Origin of the sequence: Pseudomonas grandcourensis (assembly GCF_039909015.1) — a bacterium.
Classification (GTDB): Bacteria; Pseudomonadota; Gammaproteobacteria; order Pseudomonadales; family Pseudomonadaceae; genus Aquipseudomonas; species Aquipseudomonas grandcourensis.
Window position 1 is genome coordinate 2,138,249 of sequence record NZ_CP150919.1, and the last position, 21,499, is coordinate 2,159,747.

The 21,499-nt window shown below is 61.9% G+C and carries 18 protein-coding genes and 1 pseudogene; 10 read left to right on the forward strand and 9 right to left on the reverse strand.

The window, feature by feature from the left end; genetic code table 11:
* Positions 1 to 222: 222 nt before the first annotated feature.
* The 3 genes from AABM52_RS09600 (at position 223) to AABM52_RS09610 (ending at position 4,269) form a co-directional block, all read left to right on the forward strand.
* Positions 223 to 723, forward strand: coding sequence for a sigma-70 family RNA polymerase sigma factor (locus tag AABM52_RS09600; RefSeq protein ID WP_347911521.1), 501 nt, complete (start codon positions 223 to 225; stop codon positions 721 to 723).
* A 40-nt stretch (positions 724 to 763) separates the two neighbouring features.
* Positions 764 to 1,747, forward strand: a complete 984-nt coding sequence (locus AABM52_RS09605; RefSeq protein WP_347911522.1) for a FecR family protein — start codon at positions 764 to 766, stop codon at positions 1,745 to 1,747.
* Between the two features lie 98 nt (positions 1,748 to 1,845).
* Positions 1,846 to 4,269: a TonB-dependent siderophore receptor gene (locus tag AABM52_RS09610; protein WP_347911523.1), complete on the forward strand. Its 2,424-nt coding sequence runs from the start codon at positions 1,846 to 1,848 to the stop codon at positions 4,267 to 4,269.
* A gap of 139 nt (positions 4,270 to 4,408) precedes the next feature.
* Here AABM52_RS09610 and AABM52_RS09615 read toward each other — a convergent pair whose 3' ends face one another.
* Positions 4,409 to 5,560 carry an MFS transporter gene (locus tag AABM52_RS09615; protein WP_347911524.1) on the reverse strand — a complete coding sequence of 384 codons (1,152 nt, stop codon included), beginning with the start codon at positions 5,558 to 5,560 and terminating at the stop codon, positions 4,409 to 4,411.
* Between the two features lie 165 nt (positions 5,561 to 5,725).
* On the opposite strand from AABM52_RS09615, the gene AABM52_RS09620 reads away from it, so the two are divergent.
* A complete protein-coding gene (locus AABM52_RS09620) occupies positions 5,726 to 6,718 on the forward strand; it encodes a diaminopimelate epimerase (protein ID WP_347911525.1) in 993 nt (330 codons plus the stop codon).
* 111 nt (positions 6,719 to 6,829) lie between these two features.
* Here the strand turns inward: AABM52_RS09620 and codA are convergent, their stop codons facing one another.
* The 4 genes and pseudogenes from codA to AABM52_RS09640 all read right to left on the reverse strand — a co-directional run bounded on the left by codA (position 6,830) and on the right by AABM52_RS09640 (position 10,298).
* On the reverse strand, positions 6,830 to 8,074 hold the full coding sequence (gene codA, locus AABM52_RS09625; protein WP_347911527.1) for a cytosine deaminase: 1,245 nt from the start codon (positions 8,072 to 8,074) through the stop codon (positions 6,830 to 6,832).
* A 290-nt stretch (positions 8,075 to 8,364) separates the two neighbouring features.
* A pseudogene (locus tag AABM52_RS09630) lies at positions 8,365 to 8,574 on the reverse strand (alpha/beta hydrolase); the annotation flags it as partial.
* A 212-nt stretch (positions 8,575 to 8,786) separates the two neighbouring features.
* On the reverse strand, positions 8,787 to 9,143 hold the full coding sequence (gene queD / locus AABM52_RS09635; RefSeq protein WP_008049817.1) for a 6-carboxytetrahydropterin synthase QueD: 357 nt from the start codon (positions 9,141 to 9,143) through the stop codon (positions 8,787 to 8,789).
* Positions 9,144 to 9,218: 75 nt separating this feature from the next.
* On the reverse strand, positions 9,219 to 10,298 hold the full coding sequence (locus AABM52_RS09640; protein WP_347911529.1) for a patatin-like phospholipase family protein: 1,080 nt from the start codon (positions 10,296 to 10,298) through the stop codon (positions 9,219 to 9,221).
* A 223-nt stretch (positions 10,299 to 10,521) separates the two neighbouring features.
* Between AABM52_RS09640 and AABM52_RS09645 the strand changes: the two genes are divergently transcribed.
* Genes AABM52_RS09645 through AABM52_RS09655 form a run of 3 tightly spaced genes read left to right on the forward strand, consistent with a single transcriptional unit; the run spans position 10,522 to position 12,827 of the window.
* On the forward strand, positions 10,522 to 10,842 hold the full coding sequence (locus AABM52_RS09645; protein WP_347911530.1) for a PepSY domain-containing protein: 321 nt from the start codon (positions 10,522 to 10,524) through the stop codon (positions 10,840 to 10,842).
* Positions 10,843 to 10,845: 3 nt separating this feature from the next.
* A complete protein-coding gene (locus AABM52_RS09650; protein WP_056722511.1) occupies positions 10,846 to 11,514 on the forward strand; it encodes a response regulator transcription factor in 669 nt (222 codons plus the stop codon).
* Positions 11,511 to 12,827, forward strand: coding sequence for a sensor histidine kinase (locus AABM52_RS09655; protein ID WP_347911531.1), 1,317 nt, complete (start codon positions 11,511 to 11,513; stop codon positions 12,825 to 12,827). The genes AABM52_RS09650 and AABM52_RS09655 overlap by 4 nt, the downstream gene beginning before the upstream one ends.
* A 166-nt stretch (positions 12,828 to 12,993) precedes the next feature.
* Here the strand turns inward: AABM52_RS09655 and AABM52_RS09660 are convergent, their stop codons facing one another.
* A complete protein-coding gene (locus tag AABM52_RS09660) occupies positions 12,994 to 14,670 on the reverse strand; it encodes an MFS transporter (protein ID WP_347911532.1) in 1,677 nt (558 codons plus the stop codon).
* 227 nt (positions 14,671 to 14,897) lie between these two features.
* On the reverse strand, positions 14,898 to 17,045 hold the full coding sequence (locus tag AABM52_RS09665; RefSeq protein WP_347911533.1) for a methyl-accepting chemotaxis protein: 2,148 nt from the start codon (positions 17,043 to 17,045) through the stop codon (positions 14,898 to 14,900).
* Between the two features lie 382 nt (positions 17,046 to 17,427).
* Here AABM52_RS09665 and AABM52_RS09670 point away from each other — a divergent pair, with 382 nt between their 5' ends.
* The 3 genes from AABM52_RS09670 (at position 17,428) to AABM52_RS09680 (ending at position 20,893) form a co-directional block, all read left to right on the forward strand.
* Positions 17,428 to 18,744: a Na+/H+ antiporter NhaC family protein gene (locus AABM52_RS09670; protein ID WP_347911534.1), complete on the forward strand. Its 1,317-nt coding sequence runs from the start codon at positions 17,428 to 17,430 to the stop codon at positions 18,742 to 18,744.
* A gap of 199 nt (positions 18,745 to 18,943) precedes the next feature.
* Positions 18,944 to 20,626 (forward strand): methyl-accepting chemotaxis protein, encoded by a 1,683-nt coding sequence (locus tag AABM52_RS09675; RefSeq protein ID WP_347911535.1) that lies wholly within the window; start codon positions 18,944 to 18,946, stop codon positions 20,624 to 20,626.
* A gap of 102 nt (positions 20,627 to 20,728) precedes the next feature.
* The gene (locus AABM52_RS09680; protein ID WP_103395323.1) at positions 20,729 to 20,893 is read left to right on the forward strand and encodes a metallothionein; all 165 of its coding nucleotides are present in this window, start codon (positions 20,729 to 20,731) and stop codon (positions 20,891 to 20,893) included.
* Positions 20,894 to 20,916: 23 nt separating this feature from the next.
* Here the strand turns inward: AABM52_RS09680 and AABM52_RS09685 are convergent, their stop codons facing one another.
* Complete coding sequence (locus AABM52_RS09685) at positions 20,917 to 21,195, reverse strand: hypothetical protein (RefSeq protein WP_347911536.1); 279 nt, start codon at positions 21,193 to 21,195, stop codon at positions 20,917 to 20,919.
* 33 nt (positions 21,196 to 21,228) lie between these two features.
* Entirely contained in the window at positions 21,229 to 21,456 is a 228-nt protein-coding gene (locus AABM52_RS09690; protein WP_056722497.1) for a DUF6555 family protein, read from the reverse strand.
* Between the last annotated feature and the right edge of the window lie 43 nt (positions 21,457 to 21,499).

A 21,499-nucleotide genomic window follows, 5' to 3' on the forward strand; every position in this document is an offset into this window, starting at 1 on the left:
TAGCGTTTGATCAAGGCGTGGCAGTCACAGGTGCGTCACCTGTTGCTGCCGCGCTTTTTTTGCTTCAGGCGTAGCTGCCGATCAAGTTCTTACAACATCCGATGGTTTATTTGCCGTTTTGCCAGCTTTTCGATTACCTCCATTTGCCGTAGAGCCGCAAACCATTGCTTCTAGTTAATACGAAGCATTACCATTCGCGCCCCGTCTCCACAGCACACCGCAATGACCCTCAAGCTGCCTCGCAGACACGGCTTTTTCGAGCATTACGAAGAGTTGGTTGGCACCTGGACCCGTCGCCTGAGGAATCGTCAGCAGGCCGAGGACCTGGCCCACGATACCTTCGTGCGGGTGCTTGAATCCGATTCGGCGGTGGTGCAGCAACCTCGGGCGTATTTGCACCAGACCGCGCGCAACATTGCCGTGGATGGTTATCGGCGTGAGGACCGGCGGGGCGCCATGGAGTCTGAGGCGATCGATCTCAGTGAGTCGCCGACCGGCGACCCGGAGCATTTCATGCACGCGATCCAGCTGGCGGATTCCATCGAACGGGCGCTCACCGAGCTGCCGGTCAACTGCCGCAAGGTGTTTGTCTGGCAGAAGATCGAGGGCCTGACCCAGGCAGAAATCGCCGAGCGCCTGGGGCTGTCCAAGAACATGGTGGAAAAGTATATGATCCGCACGCTTCGGCACCTGCGTGATCGCCTGGACGGGGTGCAGTCATGACCGGCCGCGCCTTCTCCTCCCCAGCCAAACAGGAACTTCCATGATGGATACTCGTGATTGTGCGTGCGGGCAGACAGCGGTTCGCGATGACGCGGCGCAGTGGTTTGTGCGTTTGCAGGAGCCTGTTGCGGATGTCGAAATGCGGCGCCAGTTTCAGGCTTGGCTGGATCAGCACCCCCAGCACCGAGATGAATTCGAAGTGCTCCAGGGCTTGTGGAGCGCCGCCGACCTGGTGCCGGCGGCGCGTTTGCGGGCCCTGTGTGAAACCCCGCCAGCCCTGAAAAAGCGTCGTCCGGTGCTGCGCTATGCGGTGGCCGCCAGCGTGCTCGCGGTAGCGCTTGGCCTGGGCCTGTTCAGCGGCTTGAATCATCCGGCGCCTTACACCGCCGAGTTTTCAACGGCCCTGAATGAGCGCCGCCATGTGGCGTTGCCAGACGGCTCGGTGGTGGATCTGGACAGCCGAAGCCGGATCCAGGTGCGCTTTGAAAAAGGTCAGCGCCACGTTGAGCTGAGCGAAGGCGAAGCGATGTTCAGCGTCGAGCACGACACCAGCCGACCCTTTGTGGTCGAGGCAGGCAGCGGCAAGGTCACGGTCACCGGCACCCGATTCGACGTGCGCCATGGCGCCAGCGAAACCCGGGTGGTGGTGGAGCAGGGCACCGTCAAGGTTCAAGGGCGCGATGCCGCCGATAACGATTTCGTCAACCTGACGGCAGGCCTTGGCACCCACGTCGATGCCCAGGGCAAAGTTGCCGCCGCCTATGCCGTCAACCCGGCGGAAACGACCGCCTGGCGCAGCGGCAAACTGGTGTTCAACAACGCCAGCCTGGCCGATGTCGCCGAGCAGGTCTCGCGCTATCGCGAGAAGCCGCTCAAGGTCGCCAGTGCAGCGGTGGGCGATCTGCGCCTGACCAGTGTGTTCAAATCCGACAACACCGATGCGCTGCTCAAGGCCTTGCCGAGCATCCTGCCGGTGGCCGTGCGCACCCTTGGCGATGGCAGCCAGGAAATAATTTCAAAATAAAATTCAGGTTTTTTTCGAGTTCATCGTCTTCCTGTTCAGCTGCAACTGGTTTGCATTAACAAGCGCACACTCTTGCGATCCACAGGATTACGTTCGACGTGAAAAACTCCACCGCTAAAAACAACAAACTCCCCTGGTTGCCGCTGGCCCTTGCGCTGGCGGTCAACGTTGCGCTGCCCCAGGCCTTTGCCGCCGACGGCATCCGCATCCCGGCGCAACCTTTGGGACAAGCCCTGAGTCAGTTGGGCCAGCAAACCTCGCTTCAGGTGTTCTTCAGCCCTGAACTGGTTGCCGGCAAGCAGGCCCCGGCGGTGGATGGCAACCTTTCCCCGGAAGACGCGTTGCGCCAGTTGCTGCAAGGCAGCGGCCTGCAATACCAGATCGATGAAGGTTCGGTGACGTTGATGCCGGCGCCCGCTTCGGCGGCCAACGGCCCACTGGAACTGGGCGTGACGGACATCAAGGTGGTCGGCGACTGGCTCGGCGACGCCGATGCCGCCGTGGTGCAGAACCACCCAGGCGCACGCACGGTGGTGCGCCGCGAAGCCATGGTCGAGCAGGGCGCGATGAACGTCGGCGATGTACTCAAACGCGTCCCGGGCGTGCAAGTGCAGGATGCCAACGGCACCGGTGGCAGCGACATTTCCCTCAACGTCGGCGTGCGCGGCCTGACTTCGCGCCTGTCGCCACGCTCCACCGTGCTGATCGACGGCATCCCGGCGGCGTTCGCGCCTTACGGTCAGCCGCAACTGTCCATGGCGCCGATTTCCTCCGGCAACCTCGACAGCATCGACGTGGTACGCGGTGCCGGCTCCGTGCGCTACGGACCACAAAACGTCGGCGGCGTGATCAACTTCGTGACCCGTGCGATCCCGGAAAAAGCCTCGGCGGAAATCGGCACCACCCTGGAAACCTCTCAGCACGGTGGCTGGAAACACATCGACACCGCGTTCATGGGGGGCACCGCCGACAACGGCATGGGCGTGGCGCTGTTGTACTCCGGGGTGAACGGCAACGGTTACCGTGAAAGCAACAACGGCAACGACATCGACGACGTGATCCTCAAGACCCATTGGGCGCCAACCGATGTCGACGATTTCAGCCTCAATTTCCACTACTACGACGCCAAGGCCGACATGCCCGGCGGCCTGAACCAGGCGCAATACGACGCCGACCCGTTCCAGTCGGTGCGCGACTACGACAACTTCAGCGGCCGCCGCAAGGATGTGTCGTTCAAGTGGGCGCGGCAGATCGACGATCGCACACAGGCCGAAGTGCTGACCTACTACACCGACAGTTTTCGTGGCAGCACCATTGCCTCGCGGGACCTGAGCACACTCAACTCCTATCCGCGCAGCTACTACACCTTCGGTATCGAACCACGGGTGTCCCATGTGTTTGATGTGGGCCCGACCACCCAGGAAGTCAGCGTCGGCTATCGCTACCTCAAGGAAGCCATGCACGAAGAGGCCAGCCGAGTGGCGCTGGTCAACAACCAGCCGGTCGTGCGTCCGGGGGCGGACGGCCATGTCTATCAGGACCGCACCGGTGGAACCGAGGCCAATTCGGTCTATGTCGACAACAAGATCGACGTTGGCAACTGGACCGTCACCCCAGGTATTCGCTTCGAGCACATCAGCACCGACTGGCACGACCGCCCGGTGCTCGATAACGCCGGTAAACGAGTGCCTGAGAAAAAACGCAGCATCGAAAGCAACGAGCCGCTGCCGGCCCTGAGCGTGATGTATCACATGTCCGATGCGTGGAAACTGTTCGCCAACTACGAAACTTCGTTCGGCGCGCTGCAGTATTTCCAGTTGGGGCAGGGCGGCATCGGTAATGAGCCCGCCAACGGCCTGGAGCCGGAAAAGGCCAAGACCTACGAAGTCGGTACGCGCTACAACGATGACGTGTGGGGCGGGGAAGTGACACTGTTCTACATCGACTTTGACGACGAACTGCAATACATCAGCAATGACGTGGGCTGGACCAACCTCGGCGCGACCAAGCACCAGGGTATCGAAACCTCGGTGCACTACGATCTGGCCGCGCTGGACCCACGCCTTGACGGCCTGACCGCCAACGCCGGTTTCACCTACACCCGTGCCACCTACGAAGGCGAGATCCCGGGCTTCAAGGGCCGTGACCTGCCGTTCTATTCACGTCAGGTGGCCACCGCCGGCCTGCGCTACGACATCAACCGCTGGACCTACAACCTCGATGCGTTCGCCCAGTCCAAACAGCGCTCGCCGGGCACCGGCGTGAACGCCGATGGCAGCTTCAACGGCAACTACATCACCGAAGGCACCGCCGACGGCCAGTTCGGTGACATTCCGGGTTACGTGACCTGGAACGTGCGTGGCGGCTATGACTTCGGTCCACAGGTGTCGAACCTGAAACTGGGGGCGGGGGTGAAGAACATCTTCGACAAGCAGTACTTCATCCGCTCCAGCGACAACAACTCGGGGATGTACGTCGGTGCGCCGCGCACGTTCTTTGTGCAGGCCAGTGTCGGGTTCTAACCCCCTGTGGCGAGGGGGCTTGCCCCCGTTGGACTGCGAAGCGGTCCCGAATCCGGTGACTACAGTTCTACAGATAGAACGCGTTAGCCGATTTGCGACTGCTGCGCAGCCGAACGGGGGCAAGCCCCCTCGCCACAATTCAGACCTTCAACACCTTCCCGCCAACGGCCACCGCCACCAGCAACACCGCCATCAAGGCAAAGGCAAAGCTCAAGCTGCTACCATGGGCGACGAAGCCGATGACGGCGGGGCCTGCCAGGATGCCCGCATAACCCAGGGTGGTAATGGCCGGCACGGCGATGCTTTCTGGCATGACCGTCTGTTTGCCGACCGCGGTGTACAGCACCGGCACAATGTTCGAGCAACCAGCCCCCAGCAGTGCATAACCCACCAGCGCCGCCTCCCAGCTCGGTGCGAACGTCGCCAGAAACAGTCCTGAAGCGGCTGTCAGCCCGCCGAACACAATCACCCGCGTCGCGCCCAGGCGTCGCACGATTTTGTCGCCGGTCAAGCGCCCGGCCGTCATGGTCAGGGCAAACGCCGCATAACCGAGCCCCGCATATGCCGTGTCGATGCCACGTTCCTGTGTCAGGAACACCGCGCTCCAGTCCAGTGCCGCACCTTCGGCGAGGAACACGATGAAGCACATGCCGCCGATGAACAGGACGATGCCATGGGGCACCGCAAACGCCGGCCCCGAACTCTCGCTGCCGTAGGGCAACAGATGCGGCACGGCCTTGGCCAGCGCGATCAGCAGCAATACGATCACCACCAGCGTGGCCCCCAGGGGGGAAATCCCCAGGCCAAGCAACCCGCTGACACCCGCCGCACCGACAATCCCGCCCAGGCTGAACAGGCCATGGAACCCCGACATCATGTTTTTGCCGCTGGCGCGCTCGACGATCACCGCTTGCAGGTTGACCGTTGAATCCACGGTGCCGAGCCCCGCGCCGAACATGAACAACGCGGCGATCAGCGCCGGAATCGACGACACCGTCGCCAGCAGCGGCAGGGCGGCACAGATCAGCAGCGTCCCGCCGGCCGTCACCCGCCGGCAGCCGAAACGTGTGGACAGGATCCCGGCCACCGGCATCGCCAGGATCGAACCGACCCCCAGGCACAGCAGCAGCAAACCCAAGGTGCCTTCGTCCAGTCCGGCCCGGGCCTTGGCATAGGGCACCAGCGGCGCCCACGCGGCGATGCCGACCCCGGCGATGAAAAAGGCGATGCGCGTGGACATCTGTTCCAGGCGGCCGGGAACGAAGGGGGTTTGGCTGTTGAGGCTGGTCATAACAATCCTTGGCAAAAAGCGTCGCGTCCTCAACGGACAGTGATCGGCCGGTGAGGGTTCGATCAGTGCCCGGAAAGTTTTACGGTCAAACAGGGCGACATCCTTGCACAGCGCCGCTGTTTTTCGCGATATGTTGAGCCATTCCAATGACGCACGGAGGACGCCATGGCGCAGCGGTACGATGCACGGGGCAACATTTACATCGTGGTAGCGCCCGAAGAACTGCGCCGCCAGGGTATTAACCTGCCCGATCAGGCCGGTCAGGCAGCGCAAACCCTCGAAGCCTGGGCGATAGCGGCGATCGAGGCTTGCTGCAACTGGGCCCCAGGCACTCAGCCGTCCGGCAGCAAGGATCATCGCAGCGATGGTTTGCTGGTCGGGCCGTTTCAGTCGTCGCCACCCTTTGATCTGTTGATCGTCAACACTGACGGTACCCTGGCTGAGCGCAGTGGCAACGGGCTGACGATTTTTTCCCAGGCCCTCAGCGATCAAGGGCTGTTGCCGCAGAACGAAACCTGTCTGCTCAGGGTTCACCACGACAAGGCTGATACGCCTTCGCCGGGGCAGACTTCAGTGAAAGCAGCAGAGGTCGAGGGCGTGAAGGGTTTCTGGCTCGATCTGGGCCAGCCGGGATTCGGGCCGTCGGCGGTCAGTGCTCACGGGGTTGAAGCAGCGGTGCTCAACGGTCGTGAACTCAGCCACGTTGAACAGTTGTCAGTACTCAATAGCGCATGGTCGCGCAGTCAGTTCGCGCGGGTCGGCAATCCCCATTGCGTGACGCTGGTGGAAAGTGCCCTGGACCTGCCGAGCAACGAGCAAATGCGCGAGCCGGCGCTGGGTGAGGGGCTGACGCGAATCGCCTACGCCATGCCGGTCGGCACCGGCAAACCTTGTCCGGCGGGGATCAATCTGCAATGGGCAATGCGTTTGTCCGAAGGGCACATTGCCGCGCGGGTATTCGAGCGGGGCGAGGGGCCGACGGCGTCATCGGGGACCAGTGCCAGCGCGGTGGCTTGTGCGGCCTGGCGGGCAGGTTGGGTCAGCGCCGGGGAGGTCAAGGTGACGATGCCGGGTGGTACGGCGCCGATCTTGCTGGAAGAGGAGTTGGGGGAATTGAGTCGGGTCAGCCTGTTTGGTACGGCTCGAATGATTGATTGAGGTTGATATCGCCATCGCGAGCAGGCTCGCTCCTACAGGTTTTGTGAACGACATATAACCACTGTAGGAGCGAGCCTGCTCGTGATGGGGCCAATCCGGTAAACGCAAATTTCAGCTCAGCCCACTGAACTCCACCACCGGCATCGTCCGCTTCATCAACACCTTGCCATCGCGCACCGAGTACAGCGGCAACCCCTGGCTGCGGATCACCTCGTAATCACTGTCCGCCGACAGAATCAGCAGGTTCGCTGGCCGCCCGCGCTCCAGGCCGTAGCGGTCGCCGAGGTTCATGGCTTTGGCGCTGTTGTCCGTCACCAGGTCCAGCGCACTTTGCAGGTTGCGATAACCGAGCATGTGGCAGATGTGCAGGCCGGCTTCGAGCACCCGCAGAATGTTGCCGTTGCCCAGCGGATACCACGGATCGACGATGGAGTCCTGGCCGAAGCACACGTTCATGCCCGCCTCCAGCAACTCGTTGACCCGGGTCACGCCCCGGCGTTTCGGGAAACTGTCGAAGCGACCTTGCAGGTGGATGCTTTCGGTGGGGCAGGAGACAAAGCTGATCCCCGAATGCCCGAGCAATCGAAACAGCTTGGCGCAGTAGGCGTTGTCGTAGGAGCCCATGGCCGTGGTGTGGCTGGCCGTGACCCGCGAACCCATGTCGCGGCTGCGGGCCTCTTCGGCGAGCACTTCGAGAAAGCGTGAATGCGGGTCGTCGGTTTCGTCGCAATGCACATCCACCAGGCAACCGCTGCGCTCGGCCAGGTCCATGAGGAACTTCACCGAGCTGACGCCCTGATCGCGGGTGTATTCGAAATGCGGAATGCCGCCCACCACGTCGGCGCCCATGCGGATCGCTTCTTCCATCAGTTCGCGACCATTGCGGTAGGACTCGATGCCTTCCTGGGGGAACGCGACGATTTGCAGGTCGACCAGGTGCCGGCTTTCCTCGCGCACTTCGAGCATGGCCTTGAGCGCGGTCAGTTGCGGGTCGGTGACGTCGACGTGGGTGCGTACATGCTGGATGCCGTGGGCGGCGAGGGTCTGGATGGTTTTTTTGGCCCGGGCCTTGGTGTCTTCCTGGGTGATGGTCGCCTTGCGTTCGCCCCAGCACTCGATGCCTTCAAACAGCGTGCCGCTCATGTTCCAGCGCGGCTCGCCGGCGGTCAGGGTCGCGTCGAGGTGGATATGCGGCTCGACAAAGGGCGGCACCACCAGATTGCCACCGGCGTCCAGATCGTCAGGGCCCAGGGTCGGGGCTTCGATCTGGCGACCGATGCTGCTGATTAGGCCGTTTTCCAGGTTCAACTCATGCAGGCCTTCCTGGTTGCGCAGACGGGCGTTGATGATGTGCATCGGGCAGATCCTTTTGGCGAATCGTATAGGCGATACCCTTACGTTAGCTCGGCGAAGGCGGTGTGTCAGCCAACTCGATGTCGGATGTGACGTCGTCTTCGCGAGCAGGCTCGCTCCCACATCTATGGTTACCCCCTTTTCTGCAATACTGTTTTTGATGTCGTGTTTGGCTTGCTTTTATCTATCCGGCGTCTGAGTTGGGGTTGTGGCCCCGCGCCTCGATGAGAATCGATGCCCAACGACCCTAATTAGTGGAACGTCCTTTCAGCCGTGTGAGAGCCAAGGGTTGTCGTCAGGCTGCGGTAATCCTTGCCGTTGAGCAGATGCGCACGCAGGGCGGTCGCACCGCCAAAGTCATGGGCCACCACGTCGGGGCAGTCCAGGCGCCAATGTTCCAACAACTGCGCCAACAACTGGTTTTGCACACCGAGGGAGACATCGTCGCCGCGCACCTGATGTCCGTTGAAGTCGAAGACCTGATCCAGCGGCCAGTCAGTCATGGGCTTGTCCTCTTGGCGGGGGAAGAGGCAAAAAGCATAGGCATAAAAAAACCACCTTTGAAGGTGGCTTACTTGATCGACTGACGAAACGCATTCCCTTGTGGGAGCGAGCTTGCTCGCGATGGCGGCGGCACATCTGACATCAAAGTGCCTGAACTACCGCTATCGCGAGCAAGCTCGCTCCCACAGGGGTTTTGCATTTGTCTGCAGGCTTATTCGCCGCGATAGATGCAACCGCTGGTGCAGGTCTCGTGGATACGGATTGCGCTCAGCTCCGGCAGCAATGGCTTCATTTCCTGCCAGATAAACTTGGCCAGCACTTCGCTGGTCGGGTTTTCCAGGCCGGGAATGTCGTTCAGGTAGTTGTGGTCCAGGCGCTCGTACAGCGGCTTGAAGATCGCCTTGATTTCCGAGAAGTCGCGGATCCAGCCGGTGTGCGGGTCGAGGTCGCCGCTCAGGTGGATTGCCACTTTGAACGAGTGACCGTGCAGGCGCCCGCACTTGTGGCCGTCCGGTACGTGGGGCAGGCGGTGGGCGGATTCGAAAGTAAATTCCTTGAAAATTTCCACAGTGTTTTCAGCTCTGTTCAGGTGGCGTTCGCCGCAGCGATTCGGGCAGGCGGCGAGTTTACCAGTTTGTCCTGACTAAAGGGTCAGCAAGCGCTCGCCGAGGCGACCGTTGGCGGCCAGTTCGAGGAATTCGTCCCCCAGGCGGCGGCTTTCGTCCATGGTCGTGCGCCAGTATTTCTGTCGGCTTGGGGCATCGCCCATGAAGCGCTTGAAGTCGTTACGGTCCGGCAGTTTGCCGTAGGGTAGGCGCGCCAGGTATTCCTTCGACGGCGCCAGCAACAGCACGTTCTGCAAGCGAGCCGGGCAGGCGCGGCGCCACGGCAGGGTCTTGTCGAACCAGCCGGGAATCACCCGGTCGGTGAAGTGCGGGTAAAGCACGATGTCGTTGCCGCTGTAGGGCAGGTCCAGGTGGTAATCCAGCAGGCCGCCGTCGCGGAAGGTCCCGGCGCCGGCGCCCGGCAGGTCGCGCACGCCTTCCATCACCATTGGGATCGAGCCCGAAGCCAGCAGGGCCTGGCGCAAGTTGCCGGCATTGAGGGCGACGAAGCGCGACGGGAAGTCATTCAAGGCATCGACCGGCGGAGCCAGGCGCGGGTCGTGGATGATCAGGCGTTCGAAGTGCCGTGCCAGCCGCGCCCGGCCGCGCAGGTTGTCGGCGATGACCGATGACAGGCCCAGCCCCAGGCGGCCGCGATGATCGTCGGCCAGCAGGCCGTGGCTTTTGACCACCATGATGTTCAAGCGGTAATCGTTGTTACTGAGGATCGAGGCATCGCGACCGTCGAGCAGGTCATTGAGCATGCGCTGTGAGCTCTGGCTGATCTGCGCCATGGTCACGCCCTTGGCAAAGTGTTGCTCGGTGTACAGCTGCCCGAGACGCCGGATGCCCTCGGCGGCGTCCGGCAGGCAGGCACTGGCGAAGCGCCAGGAACCCACCGATGCGCCAATCAGCGAGCGTTCCCGTGGTGCCGCCGGCAGCCACTCGCCGAACAGCGCCAGGTCCAGACCCTGAATCCCCAACGCCTTCGGACCGCCGGCCGCGCCAGGCAAGGTGCCGACGTCGGCGGCGTTCAAGCCGTTGTCCCGGATGCGCGCAAAGGCGCGTGGACCGGCCTTGAGGGTCAGGGAGGGGAACTTGATGTGGATGGCGGTCATACCGGTCTCGATGTGTGTGTAGGAGCTGCGGTGTCAGCAATGATGGCAATTCAGTTTCAATTAAGTTCAGCGGGTTAAGGTGGCTCGCCTGGACCCCGACGCAACGCTGGGATAGCGCATCGCTGGTACCATTGTGGCTTTCGAGAAGCTCACACCACTGGCACTGGGCTCTGGAATTAGACCCGGTCAGCGGGCAGTGACTCAAGGATCATCAGGATTCGTAATGAAGGTGTTTCTACTCAATCGATGTGTCGCAAGCCGGATGGCGCTGCTACTTCTGGCATTTTGCTCGGCAGTGATGGCCCGCGACCTGGATCAGGATGAAGCCCTGCGCCTGCGTCAACAGGGCGTGATCTTGCCGCTGGAGCAACTGCTGCAGCAAGCGATGGATCGCTACCCCGGCGCAAAACTGCTGGAAGCCGAACTCGAAGAGAAACACAACATCTACCTTTATGATGTCGAATTGCTGACCCCCGAAGGCGTGGTCCGTGAGCTGCACATCGATGCGACTGACGGCCGAATATTGAAAGACAAGGAAGACTGATCCATGCGTTTGCTCCTGGTGGAAGACCATGTGCCCCTGGCCGACGAACTGCTGGCCGGCCTCAATCGCCAGGGTTATGCGGTGGACTGGCTGGCCGACGGTCGCGACGCGGTGCATCAGGGCAGCACCGAGCCTTACGACCTGATCATCCTCGACCTCGGTCTGCCCGGCGTGCCGGGGCTAGAGGTGCTGGCCCAATGGCGCGCGGCGGGGCTGGCCACGCCGGTGCTGATCCTGACGGCCCGGGATTCCTGGGCCGAGCGCATCGAAGGCCTCAAGGCCGGCGCCGACGATTACCTGACCAAGCCATTCCATCCCGAAGAGCTGTTTTTGCGCATCCAGGCGTTGCTGCGCCGCTCCCATGGCCAGGTCAACCAGCCAACGCTCAAGGCTGCCGGGCTGCATCTGGACGAAGGCCGCCAGTGTGTCGTGCGCGACGGTGCCGACATTCAGCTGACCGCCGCGGAGTTTCGCCTGTTGCGTTATTTCATGCTGCACCCCGAGCAGATCCTCTCCAAAGGTCACCTTGCCGAACACCTCTACGATGGTGAAACCGAGCGCGATTCCAATGTGCTGGAAGTCCACGTCAACCACTTGCGCCGCAAGCTCGGCAAAAGTGTGATTGAAACCCGTCGCGGCCAGGGTTACCTGTTCGGCGGGCAAGCCCGGTGAGATCGATCCAGCGCCGCTTGAGCCTGGGCCTGATCAGCGTGATGGTGGTCGTTGGCCTGGTGCTGGCGCAAACCAGCCTGTGGCTGTTCGAAATGGGGTTGCAGCGCTACCTCGAAGCCGGGTTGCGCAATGACAGCGAGAACCTGCTGGCGGCGCTGGTGCGCGGGCCGCAAGGCTTGCAACTGGATGAGCGACGCCTGTCACCGGCCTATCAGCGGCCGTTCTCCGGGCATTATTTCCGCATCGATTTCACCGATGGCCATTGGCGCTCCCGTTCCCTTTGGGATCAGGAACTGCCGGTGCTCGATCACCCCGGCCTGCATGGCAACCTGCAACTGGGGCCGGAAGGGCAACAATTATTGGTACTGCGTACGGACTATCGACGTTCGGGGGTGCCGATCTCCATCAGCGTCGCCGAGGATTACACGCCGATTCGCGAAAGTTTCCGGCGCATGCAACAGCTCGGGTTCGGCCTCGGTTTGACAGCGCTGCTGCTGATTCTGCTGCTGCAACGGATTACCGTGCGCCGGGCCTTGCGTCCGCTGGAGCAGGCCCGCGAGCAGATTGCGCAGTTGCAACAGGGGCAGCGCTCGCAACTCGATGATCAGGTGCCGGTGGAGCTGGAGCCACTGGTGGCGCAGATCAACCATTTGCTGGCCCACACCGAGGACAGCCTCAAGCGCTCACGCAATGCCCTGGGCAACCTCGGCCACGCCTTGAAAACCCCGCTGGCGGTGCTGTTGAGCCTGGCTTCAAGCGAGCAACTCGACGCGCACCCGCAACTGCGCAAGGTCCTGAAGGAGCAACTGGAGCAAGTCCAGCAGCGGCTCAATCGGGAACTCAATCGTGCGCGGTTGTCCGGCGATGCATTGCCGGGCGCGCTGTTTGATTGCGATGCCGAACTCCCCGGATTGCTGGCCACCCTGAACATGATCCATGGCGAACACCTGGCGCTGAGCTACCGCGCACCCACCGGCCTGCAATTGCCCTGGGATCGCGAAGACCTGCTGGAGCTGTTGGGCAACCTGCTGGATAACGCCTGCAAATGGGCGGATGACGAGGTTCGCCTGAGTGTGGTCGAGACTGCAGAGGGCTTTGAGCTCAGCGTGGAAGATGACGGCCCGGGCATTCCCGAGGACCGCCGCGAACAAGTGTTCAGCCGCGGCACTCGACTGGATGAACAGACTGATGGGCATGGCCTGGGCCTGGGCATCGTGCGCGACATCGTCGAAACCTGGGACGGCAAACTGTCGTTGCTGGAAAGCGAGTGGGGCGGGTTGAAGGTCGTCATCGAATTACCCAAACATACTTGAAGTCACACCAGGAACCCTGTGGGAGCGAGCTTGCTCGCGATGGCAATCTGTCTGACACATTGATGTTGAATGTGCTGACGCTATCGCGAGCAAGCTCGCTCCCACAGTGGTTTTTCATGGTCGCTGATTGTGAGTACACCCTATTCCACAGGGTGAGGTGTCAGATTCAGGTGTGATGAATCTCCCGATCCTTGGTTTCCGGCATGAAGAAAATACCCAGCACCGCCGTCATCACCGCGATGACAATCGGATACCACAGCCCGTAGTAGATATCCCCCGTGGCCGCCACCATGGCAAATGCCACCGTCGGCAGGAAGCCACCGAACCAGCCATTGCCGATGTGATAGGGCAGAGACATCGAGGTGTAGCGGATTCGCGCCGGGAACAGTTCCACCAGCCAGGCGGCAATTGGCCCGTAGACCATGGTCACGTAGATCACCAGGATCGTCAGCAGCAGCAACACCATCGGGTAGTTGGTCTTGGCCGGGTCGGCCTTCTCGGGATATCCGGCGTCCTTGAGGGCGGTGGCGAGGGTGGTGGTAAAGGCGTCGTTCCTGGCCTTGAAGTCGGCGGCCGGCATGCCGGTGCCCTCGAAGCTCTCGATCACTTTATCGCCAATGCGCACCTGCGCAACGGCGCCCGGCTCGGCGCTTACGTTCTTGTAGGGGATGGCCTTTTTGGCCAGCACGGTCTTGGCCAGGTCACAGGAGCTGGTGAATTTGGCTTTGCCCACCGGGTCGAACTGGAATGAGCAAGCGGCGGGATTGGCGACGACCGTGACCGGATTCTTCTCCTGAGCAATGAACACGTCAGGGTTACCGTACTGGGTCAGTGCATGGAAGATCGGGAAGTAAGTCAGGGCCGCGAGGATGCAGCCGGCCATGATGATGCCCTTGCGCCCGATGCGGTCGGACAGGCTGCCGAAAATCACGAAGAATGGCGTGCCGATCAGCAGGGAGCCGGCAATCAACAGGTTGGCGGTCTGCGGGTCGATCTTCAGCGTCTGCAGCAGGAAGAACAGCGCATAGAATTGCCCGGTGTACCAGACCACCGCTTGACCTGCGGTACCGCCGAACAGGGCCATGATCACGATCTTGAGGTTCTCCCAGCGGGCGAAGGATTCGGTCAACGGTGCCTTGGAAGATTTGCCTTCGGCCTTCATTTTCATGAAAACCGGCGACTCGCTGAGCTGCAGTCGGATGTACACCGAGACGATCAGCAGCAGGATCGACAGCAGGAACGGAATCCGCCAGCCCCAGGCCTCGAAGGCTTCGGTGCCCAGAACGGTACGGCAGGCGAGGATCACCAGCAGTGAGAGAAACAGGCCGAGGGTGGCTGTGGTCTGGATCCACGAGGTGAAGAAGCCGCGCTTGCCCTTGGGTGCATGTTCGGCCACGTAGGTCGCTGCGCCGCCGTACTCACCCCCCAGCGCCAGGCCTTGCAACAGGCGCAGGCTGATCAGGATGATCGGCGCGGCGACGCCGATGGTCGCATAGCCGGGCAGCAAGCCCACCACGGCCGTGGAAATACCCATGATCACGATGGTGATGAGGAACGTGTGTTTGCGCCCGATCATGTCGCCCAACCGACCGAATACGATGGCGCCGAAGGGGCGCACGGCAAAGCCGGCGGCAAAGGCGAGCAGGGCGAAGATGAAGGAAGTCGTTTCGTTGACACCGGCGAAGAAGTGCTTGGCGATGATCGCCGCGAGGGAGCCGTAAAGGTAGAAGTCATACCATTCGAACACGGTGCCCAGGGACGAGGCGAAAATGACCTTGCGCTCCTCCCGGGTGATCCCGCGGTTGGGCGTGCTGCCCGTGGCTGTATTGTCGATTGCTGCCATGAGTATTCTCCGTCGTGCTCTTGTTGTAGGCCGGAGTTCCCACCATCACTTACCGTACCCAGGCCCTGGGCTGAAGTCATCGGATTACGTGGCTTGCATTCAGGTTGACGCCAGAAAATGCTGCAAGGTTCCATGAAGCATAATCGGCTTGCGGCAGATATCCACTTGCCATCATTTCATTGTAGGAGCGAGCAGGCTCGCTCCTACAGAGGGGATGTTTGCCGGGTTCAGACGCGGAACTGGTCCATCAGGCTCTGCTGCTGGTTCGCCAGACTGTTGAGCGACTGGCTGACCCGCGCCGATTCATTGGCCTGGCCCGACAGCGACTCGGTCACGTCGCGGATGGTTGCCACGTTGTTGTTGATCTCCTCGGCCACCGCGCTTTGCTCTTCGGCGGCACTGGCGATCTGCATGTTCATGTCGTTGATCACGGTCACCGCGTCGCCGATCTGGCGCAACGCCGTTACTGCCTGGCCAACCTGTTCGACACTGCCCTGGGCCTGACGATGGCTGTTGTTCATCGAACCCACCACCTCCTGGGTGCCGTTTTGCAGTTGCTCGATCACCAGACGGGTTTCTTCGACGGATTCCTGGGTGCGCCGCGCTAGGTTGCGCACTTCATCGGCCACCACGGCAAACCCGCGTCCGGCCTCACCGGCACGGGCCGCTTCGATCGCGGCGTTGAGGGCCAGCAGGTTGGTCTGCTCGGCAATCGCACGGATCACTTCCAGTACCGTACCGATCTTCTCGCTGTTGGCGGCCAGGCCTTCGACCTGGACCATGGCCGCGCTCATGTCGGCGGCGAGGTTGTCGATGCTGGTGGTGGTGCGGTCGATCACGGTCAACCCCTGACGGGTCGCCTGATCGGCATCGCGGGCGGCATGGGCCGCTTGCGCGGCGCTGCGGGCAACATCCTGGGCGGTGGCGCTCATTTCGTGGGAGGCGGTCGCGACCTGGTCCACCTGGCGGTACTGCTGCTCCATGCCGGCGCTGGTCTGGGCGGCGATGGCGGACGACTGGTCCGCCGTGCTGCGGGCGTCCTGCACCGAGCGTTTCACTTCGGCAATGATCGGTTGCAGTTTGTCGAGGAAACGGTTGAACCAGCCGGCCAACTGGCCCAACTCATCCTGCTTGTCGTAAGCCAGGCGGCGGGTCAGGTCACCTTCGCCGCTGGCGATGTCTTCGAGCATGTGCGCCACGCCGAGGATCGGTCGGGTGACGCTGCGGGCCATCAGCCACACCAGTATCAGGCCGAGCAGCGCGGCAAGCACGCCCAGGCCGAGTTCGACCAGCGTACCGGCGGTGTTGCTGTCATCGAGTTGCTTTTTCAGGGCTTCGGCGGGGCCGACCAGGACTTTCTCCGGCACGTCGAGCAGCACGCCCCAGGATTTACCGCCGGGAATCGGCTGGAACGGCGCCAGCACCTTCAGTTGCTGCTGGCTGTGCAGGCTGGCGGTTTTGCTGCTGGCGGCGAGCATGCGCAGCAGTTCGGCGCCGCTGGCCTTGTCCACGGCGTCCAGGCGCTGGCTGAGTTTGCCGGCGTCCGGGCTGTAGCCGGCGAGCAGGCCGGCCGGGCTGATGATGCTGACGCTGGTCTGGCCGTCATAGAGCTTCTTGCTCGCGCCCAGGCTGACCGCTTGCAGGCTGTTGAGGTTGATGTCCACCGACAGCGAGGCGATGACCTTGCCATTGACCATCAGCGGGAAAACGATGCTGGTCATCAGCACGTTCTGACCGTCGATCTCATAGAAGTAGGGTTCGATCACGCACGGCTTGAGGGTGGTGCGCGGGCAGGTGAACCAGGCGTTGGCCGCTTCGCCGCTGGGGCCGGTGCTGGTGTCGGCCATGTCCTTTTCCGGCAGCGCCATGGACGTTACCTTGCCCGGCGTCGGCTGCGACCAGTAGAGGGCGAAACGGCCCTTGTCGTTGCTGCCAAGCTCCGCTTGACCGGCGAACAGTTCGTCCTTGCCGTCCAGCCCATTGGGTTCGAACACCAGGGACAGACCGAGCAGCTCCGGGTTGGCTTGCAGGGCCGACTTGACCTGGCGGGTCAGGTCTTCGCGCAGGTCGAACGCATCGAGAAAGCGCTTCTCGGCCTGGTCACGCAGGAACAGCACCTGCCGCGAGAAGCCGTGGCCGTACTGATAGGCATCCATGAACTGCTGGCGAATCCCCAGCGCCTGGTTTTCCCCCTGGGACTCGATCCGCGCCTGGGCCGCTTCGGTCAGCATCTCCATGCTCGAGGCTTTCACCAGCTCGGAGCTGTGCTCCATGCGGTACAGCGAAAGACCCACCAGCAGGGTCACGATGCCCGCCAGGCACAGCCCGGCCAGCAGGGTGATTTTCCATTGAATGGAAGGTTGTCTGAGCGACATGGAGACGTCCTTATTCGATAAATATCTGAGACTTTGCACTGTAGCGGCCGCGATCCGGCTTTCTTTATGCAGCGCTTCGAATAAGGTTTGTAACTGTTTTTGTGGCGAGGGGGCTTGCCCCCGTTCGGCTGCGTAGCAGTCGCGATCCAGACAACTCGGTATGACCGGACAATGTAGGGGGCCGCTTCGCGCCCCAACGGGGGCAAGCCCCCTCGCCACAGGTCATCACATGCATATACATATCGCCATTGCCCAAGTGCTTTGACACCGCGCCCGCTCTGCGGCAAAGTGCGCGCCCTCTAATAAAACCCATTCCTATTATCCGCTGGCGGCTCTCGCAGACTGCCGGCCGGACTCTTTTCGCTTGCCCAGAGGTATGACAATGAATGCAGTAATTGCCGCGGTCGGCATCATGCTGATCCTCAGCCTGTCCCGCGTGCATGTGGTGATCGCCCTGATCGTCGGTGCGCTGGTCGGTGGATTGACCGGTGGCCTGGGCATCGAGGCAACGCTCAAGGCTTTCAACAGCGGCCTCGGCGGCGGGGCGACGGTGGCGTTGTCCTACGCCTTGCTCGGTGCTTTCGCCGTGGCCATTGCCAAGTCCGGCATGGCCCATGCGCTGGCCGACAAGGCCCTGGCCATGGTCGACCGCCAGCACGCCAGCGGCGGTGGCCAGGTCAAATGGCTGCTGATCGGTCTGCTCTGGGTCGTGGCAATCGCTTCGCAGAACATCTTGCCGATACATATCGCGTTCATTCCGTTGCTGGTGCCGCCTCTTCTTTATGTGCTGACCAGGCTGCAACTGGACCGTCGTCTGATCGCCTGCGTCATGACCTTCGGCCTGATCACGCCCTACATGTTCCTGCCGGTGGGCTTCGGCAACATCTTCCTCAATGAGATCCTGCTGGCCAACGTCGCCCGCAGCGGCGTGGACATCAGCGGCATCAACGTGACCCACGCCATGGGCATCCCGGCCCTGGGCATGGTGGCGGGCCTGCTGATCGCGTTTGTCAGCTACCGCAAGAAGCGTGTCTATGACCTGGCGAAGATCGAACAGGTCGAGCAAGTGGCGGTGCAATACAACCCGCTGAGCCTGATGGTGGCCGGCGTGGCCATCGCAGCGGCCTTCATCATTCAGTTGTTGCTCGATTCGATGATCATCGGTGCACTGGTCGGCTTCCTGATCTTCTCGGTGTCGGGCATCGTCAAATGGCGCGACACCGACGACCTGTTCACCGAAGGCATGAAGATGATGGCGATGATCGGCTTCATCATGATCGCCGCCTCCGGGTTTGCCGAGGTGATGAAGGCCACCGGTGAGGTGCAGACGCTGGTCGAGTCGTCGGCGGCGTACATCGATCACAGCAAAGGCGTTGGCGCCTTGCTGATGTTGCTGGTGGGATTGCTGGTGACCATGGGCATCGGCTCGTCGTTCTCCACCGTGCCGATCCTGGCGGCGATCTTCGTGCCGCTGTGCGTGCAACTGGGCTTCAGCCCGTTGGCGATCGTGTGCATCGTCGGCACCGCCGGTGCCCTGGGCGACGCCGGTTCGCCGGCTTCGGATTCGACCCTGGGGCCGACCTCCGGCCTGAACATCGATGGTCAGCATCATCACATCTGGGACACCGTGGTCCCGACCTTCTTGCACTACAACCTGCCGCTGCTGGCGTTTGGCTGGGTGGCGGCGATGGTCTTGTAACACCCGGAACCCCTGTAGGAGCGAGCCTGCTCGCGATTTCGGTCGGTCAGCCAAGTAAATGTTGACTGTGCCACCGCTATCGCGAGCAGGCTCGCTCCTACAAGGGATCTTCAATGGTCCCTCTAATCGAGTTCAACTTTTGATTTGGCGTGCCGTTAAAGCTTTTACCCACGCCAACAAAATCAAAAGAGTGAACGTCATGCGCATGAGCCTCAAGGCCAAAGTCCTGTCCCTTGCCGTCCTCCCGGTGTTGCTGTTTGCGCTGGTCATCAGCCTGACCACGCTGTTCATTCTTCAGGATCAGGCGCGCAAGGAAGTAGAGCAGACCCGCGAGCGCCTGCTCAGCGATGCCAAGGCGACCCTGCAAAGCTATGTGGCCGTGGCCATGACCACGATCAAGCCGCTCTACGACGCGGCCGCCCCCGGCGATGAGGCGGCGCGGGCCCAGGTGATCAAGCTGCTGTCGAGCATCACCTATGGCAAGGACGGCTACTTCTTCGGCTACGACTCCAACACCGTGCGCCTGTTCAAGGCCAACAGCCCCGACGGCGTGGGCCAGAGCTTCAAGGACAACCGCGACCCGAACGGTGTCTACGTCAACCGCGACCTGGTGAAAGTCGCCAAGGACGGTACGCACTACCTGCAATACAGCTCGCCATTGCCCGGCAACACCCAAGTGCTGGTGCCCAAGCTCGGCTACACCGAATACCTGCCGAAGTGGGACATGGCGGTCGGCACCTCGGTCAACCTCGACGGCATCGAAGCGCAAGTGGCCGTGGTCGAAGCCAAGGTCCAGGAGCGCATGCAAGGCATGGTGCTGAGCATCGTCGGCGTGGCGGTGGTGGTGCTGCTGGTGATCGCCGCTGCCGGGATGTTGCTGGCCAACACCATTCTGCGTCCGCTGCATTTGATGAAAGCCAACCTCGACGACATCGCGGCGGGCGAAGGCGATCTGACCCGCCGCTTGACCATCACCAGCCAGGACGAACTCGGTGAACTGGCCGGCTCGTTCAACCGTTTCGTCGACAAGATCCATGGCCTGGTACGGCAGATCACCGAAATGACCTCGCAACTGACCGGACTGGTGAATCAGGTGTCCGACCAGGCCAACCGTTCGGACCAGGCCATGGAACGCCAACGTCACGAAACCGATCAGGTGGCCACGGCGATCAACGAAATGTCGGCCGCCGCCCAGGAAGTGGCCAAGAGCGCGCAAAACGCTGCGGTGGCAGCCCAGCAGACCGACGAAGAAGGGCAGGCGGCCAAGCGCGTGGTGGCCGGCAGCATCGAGAAGATCCATGCCCTGGTGGACGACATCCGCAGCAGCGGCGTGTCTCTGGACAGCCTGCAAAAAGACGTGTCGTCGATTGTCAGCGTGCTCGGGGTTATTCGCTCGATTGCCGAGCAGACCAACCTGCTGGCGCTCAACGCGGCCATCGAAGCGGCCCGCGCCGGTGAGGCCGGGCGCGGCTTTGCGGTGGTGGCCGATGAAGTGCGCGCACTGGCCAGCCGCACGCAAATCAGCACCCAGGAAATCCAGGGCATGATCGACCGCTTGCAGGCCGGCACCCGGTCGGCGGTGGAGGCGATGCGTCGTTCCAGCGAAGCCGGCGACGGCACCTCGGCCCAGGCCAACGAGGCGGGGGCTTCGCTGGACACCATGGCGCAGCTGATCGCGACCATCAATTCGATGAACGCACAGATCGCCAGTGCCGCCGAAGAACAGACCGCCGTGGCCGAAGAGATCAACCGCAGCGTGCACCAGATTGCCGTGGCGGTGGACAGCGTGGCGGATGAAACCCAACTCGGCGCGCAGACTTCACGCAGCCTGGCCGACCTCGGTCAGCGCCTGGGCAGTCTGGTCGGGCAGTTCCGGATCTGACTGATTTGCAACCTGTGGGGTTTGAGACTGGCAGGAGCGACAGCCACTACACTTGTTCTGTGCATTCGAGCACTGGACGACCTTGCTAGAGGAGTCAGCCCCATGATTGACCGCGAAAGTATCTGCGATTGCCCGAAATGTTCCTGCAAACTCGGTGAACATCCGATTGCCCGTCACGGCAAACACTACTGCTGTGAAGCCTGCGCCAAGCACCATGAACACGGCGAGGAATGCACCCATAAAGGTTGCAAGTGCGCTCATGGCTGACAATCGCGAATGAAAAGTGGAGCCTAGTCCGGCTCCACTTCCAGTCTCAGGCTGTCATCCTCCAGGCGTTCGCTGTGGCGGACGGTGCCTTGCAAGCGCCGCCCTTCGACCCGCACCACCAAGGTCTTCGCTTGCTCAAGATCCTCCGGCAGTGGCGCCGCGACGCGAATGGCGAAGCAGAATGGGTCATTTTCGACCTGTTCCAGGCCGATCAGGCACTCGACGCTTTTGGTGATGCGGTCGGTCGGCGCGTCCAGACCGTAGTCCAGCTGCGCAGGGCTGTAGACGGGTGTTGCGCTCATATCCCTTCCCCCGAACTTGATGGTTACCGGATATTAGTTCGCCGGCCGCCACTTGACGTTTTCCACGCCGAATTTTTCAGCCATCGGCTTGCTGGTCTTTTGCACCTTCTCGCGTCCGAACCGGGGGATTCGCCCCACCCCCGCGTCACAGCTCGCCCAATGCCAGGCTTCTGCGTTATCCATTTTTTCCAGGCGGATGATGAATGACTTCGCAGCGCCATGGAGGGTGTACTCGATGACGAATAATTTTGCACTGTTCATAAAGCCCCGGTTCCTCCCTGTTGTACATAGAAGGATCGCACGC

Excerpts from the sequence above, each read along its gene's own strand:
- AABM52_RS09600 (WP_347911521.1), top strand. The coding sequence starts at position 223 with ATGACCCTCAAGCTGCCTCGCAGACACGGCTTTTTCGAGCATTACGAA.
- AABM52_RS09605 (WP_347911522.1), top strand. The coding sequence starts at position 764 with ATGATGGATACTCGTGATTGTGCGTGCGGGCAGACAGCGGTTCGCGAT.
- AABM52_RS09615 (WP_347911524.1), bottom strand. The coding sequence starts at position 5,560 with ATGACCAGCCTCAACAGCCAAACCCCCTTCGTTCCCGGCCGCCTGGAA.
- AABM52_RS09620 (WP_347911525.1), top strand. The coding sequence starts at position 5,726 with ATGGCGCAGCGGTACGATGCACGGGGCAACATTTACATCGTGGTAGCG.
- codA (WP_347911527.1), bottom strand. The coding sequence starts at position 8,074 with ATGCACATCATCAACGCCCGTCTGCGCAACCAGGAAGGCCTGCATGAG.
- AABM52_RS09640 (WP_347911529.1), bottom strand. The coding sequence starts at position 10,298 with ATGACCGCCATCCACATCAAGTTCCCCTCCCTGACCCTCAAGGCCGGT.
- AABM52_RS09645 (WP_347911530.1), top strand. The coding sequence starts at position 10,522 with ATGAAGGTGTTTCTACTCAATCGATGTGTCGCAAGCCGGATGGCGCTG.
- AABM52_RS09650 (WP_056722511.1), top strand. The coding sequence starts at position 10,846 with ATGCGTTTGCTCCTGGTGGAAGACCATGTGCCCCTGGCCGACGAACTG.
- AABM52_RS09660 (WP_347911532.1), bottom strand. The coding sequence starts at position 14,670 with ATGGCAGCAATCGACAATACAGCCACGGGCAGCACGCCCAACCGCGGG.
- AABM52_RS09665 (WP_347911533.1), bottom strand. The coding sequence starts at position 17,045 with ATGTCGCTCAGACAACCTTCCATTCAATGGAAAATCACCCTGCTGGCC.
- AABM52_RS09670 (WP_347911534.1), top strand. The coding sequence starts at position 17,428 with ATGAATGCAGTAATTGCCGCGGTCGGCATCATGCTGATCCTCAGCCTG.
- AABM52_RS09675 (WP_347911535.1), top strand. The coding sequence starts at position 18,944 with ATGCGCATGAGCCTCAAGGCCAAAGTCCTGTCCCTTGCCGTCCTCCCG.
- AABM52_RS09680 (WP_103395323.1), top strand. The coding sequence starts at position 20,729 with ATGATTGACCGCGAAAGTATCTGCGATTGCCCGAAATGTTCCTGCAAA.
- AABM52_RS09685 (WP_347911536.1), bottom strand. The coding sequence starts at position 21,195 with ATGAGCGCAACACCCGTCTACAGCCCTGCGCAGCTGGACTACGGTCTG.
- AABM52_RS09690 (WP_056722497.1), bottom strand. The coding sequence starts at position 21,456 with ATGAACAGTGCAAAATTATTCGTCATCGAGTACACCCTCCATGGCGCT.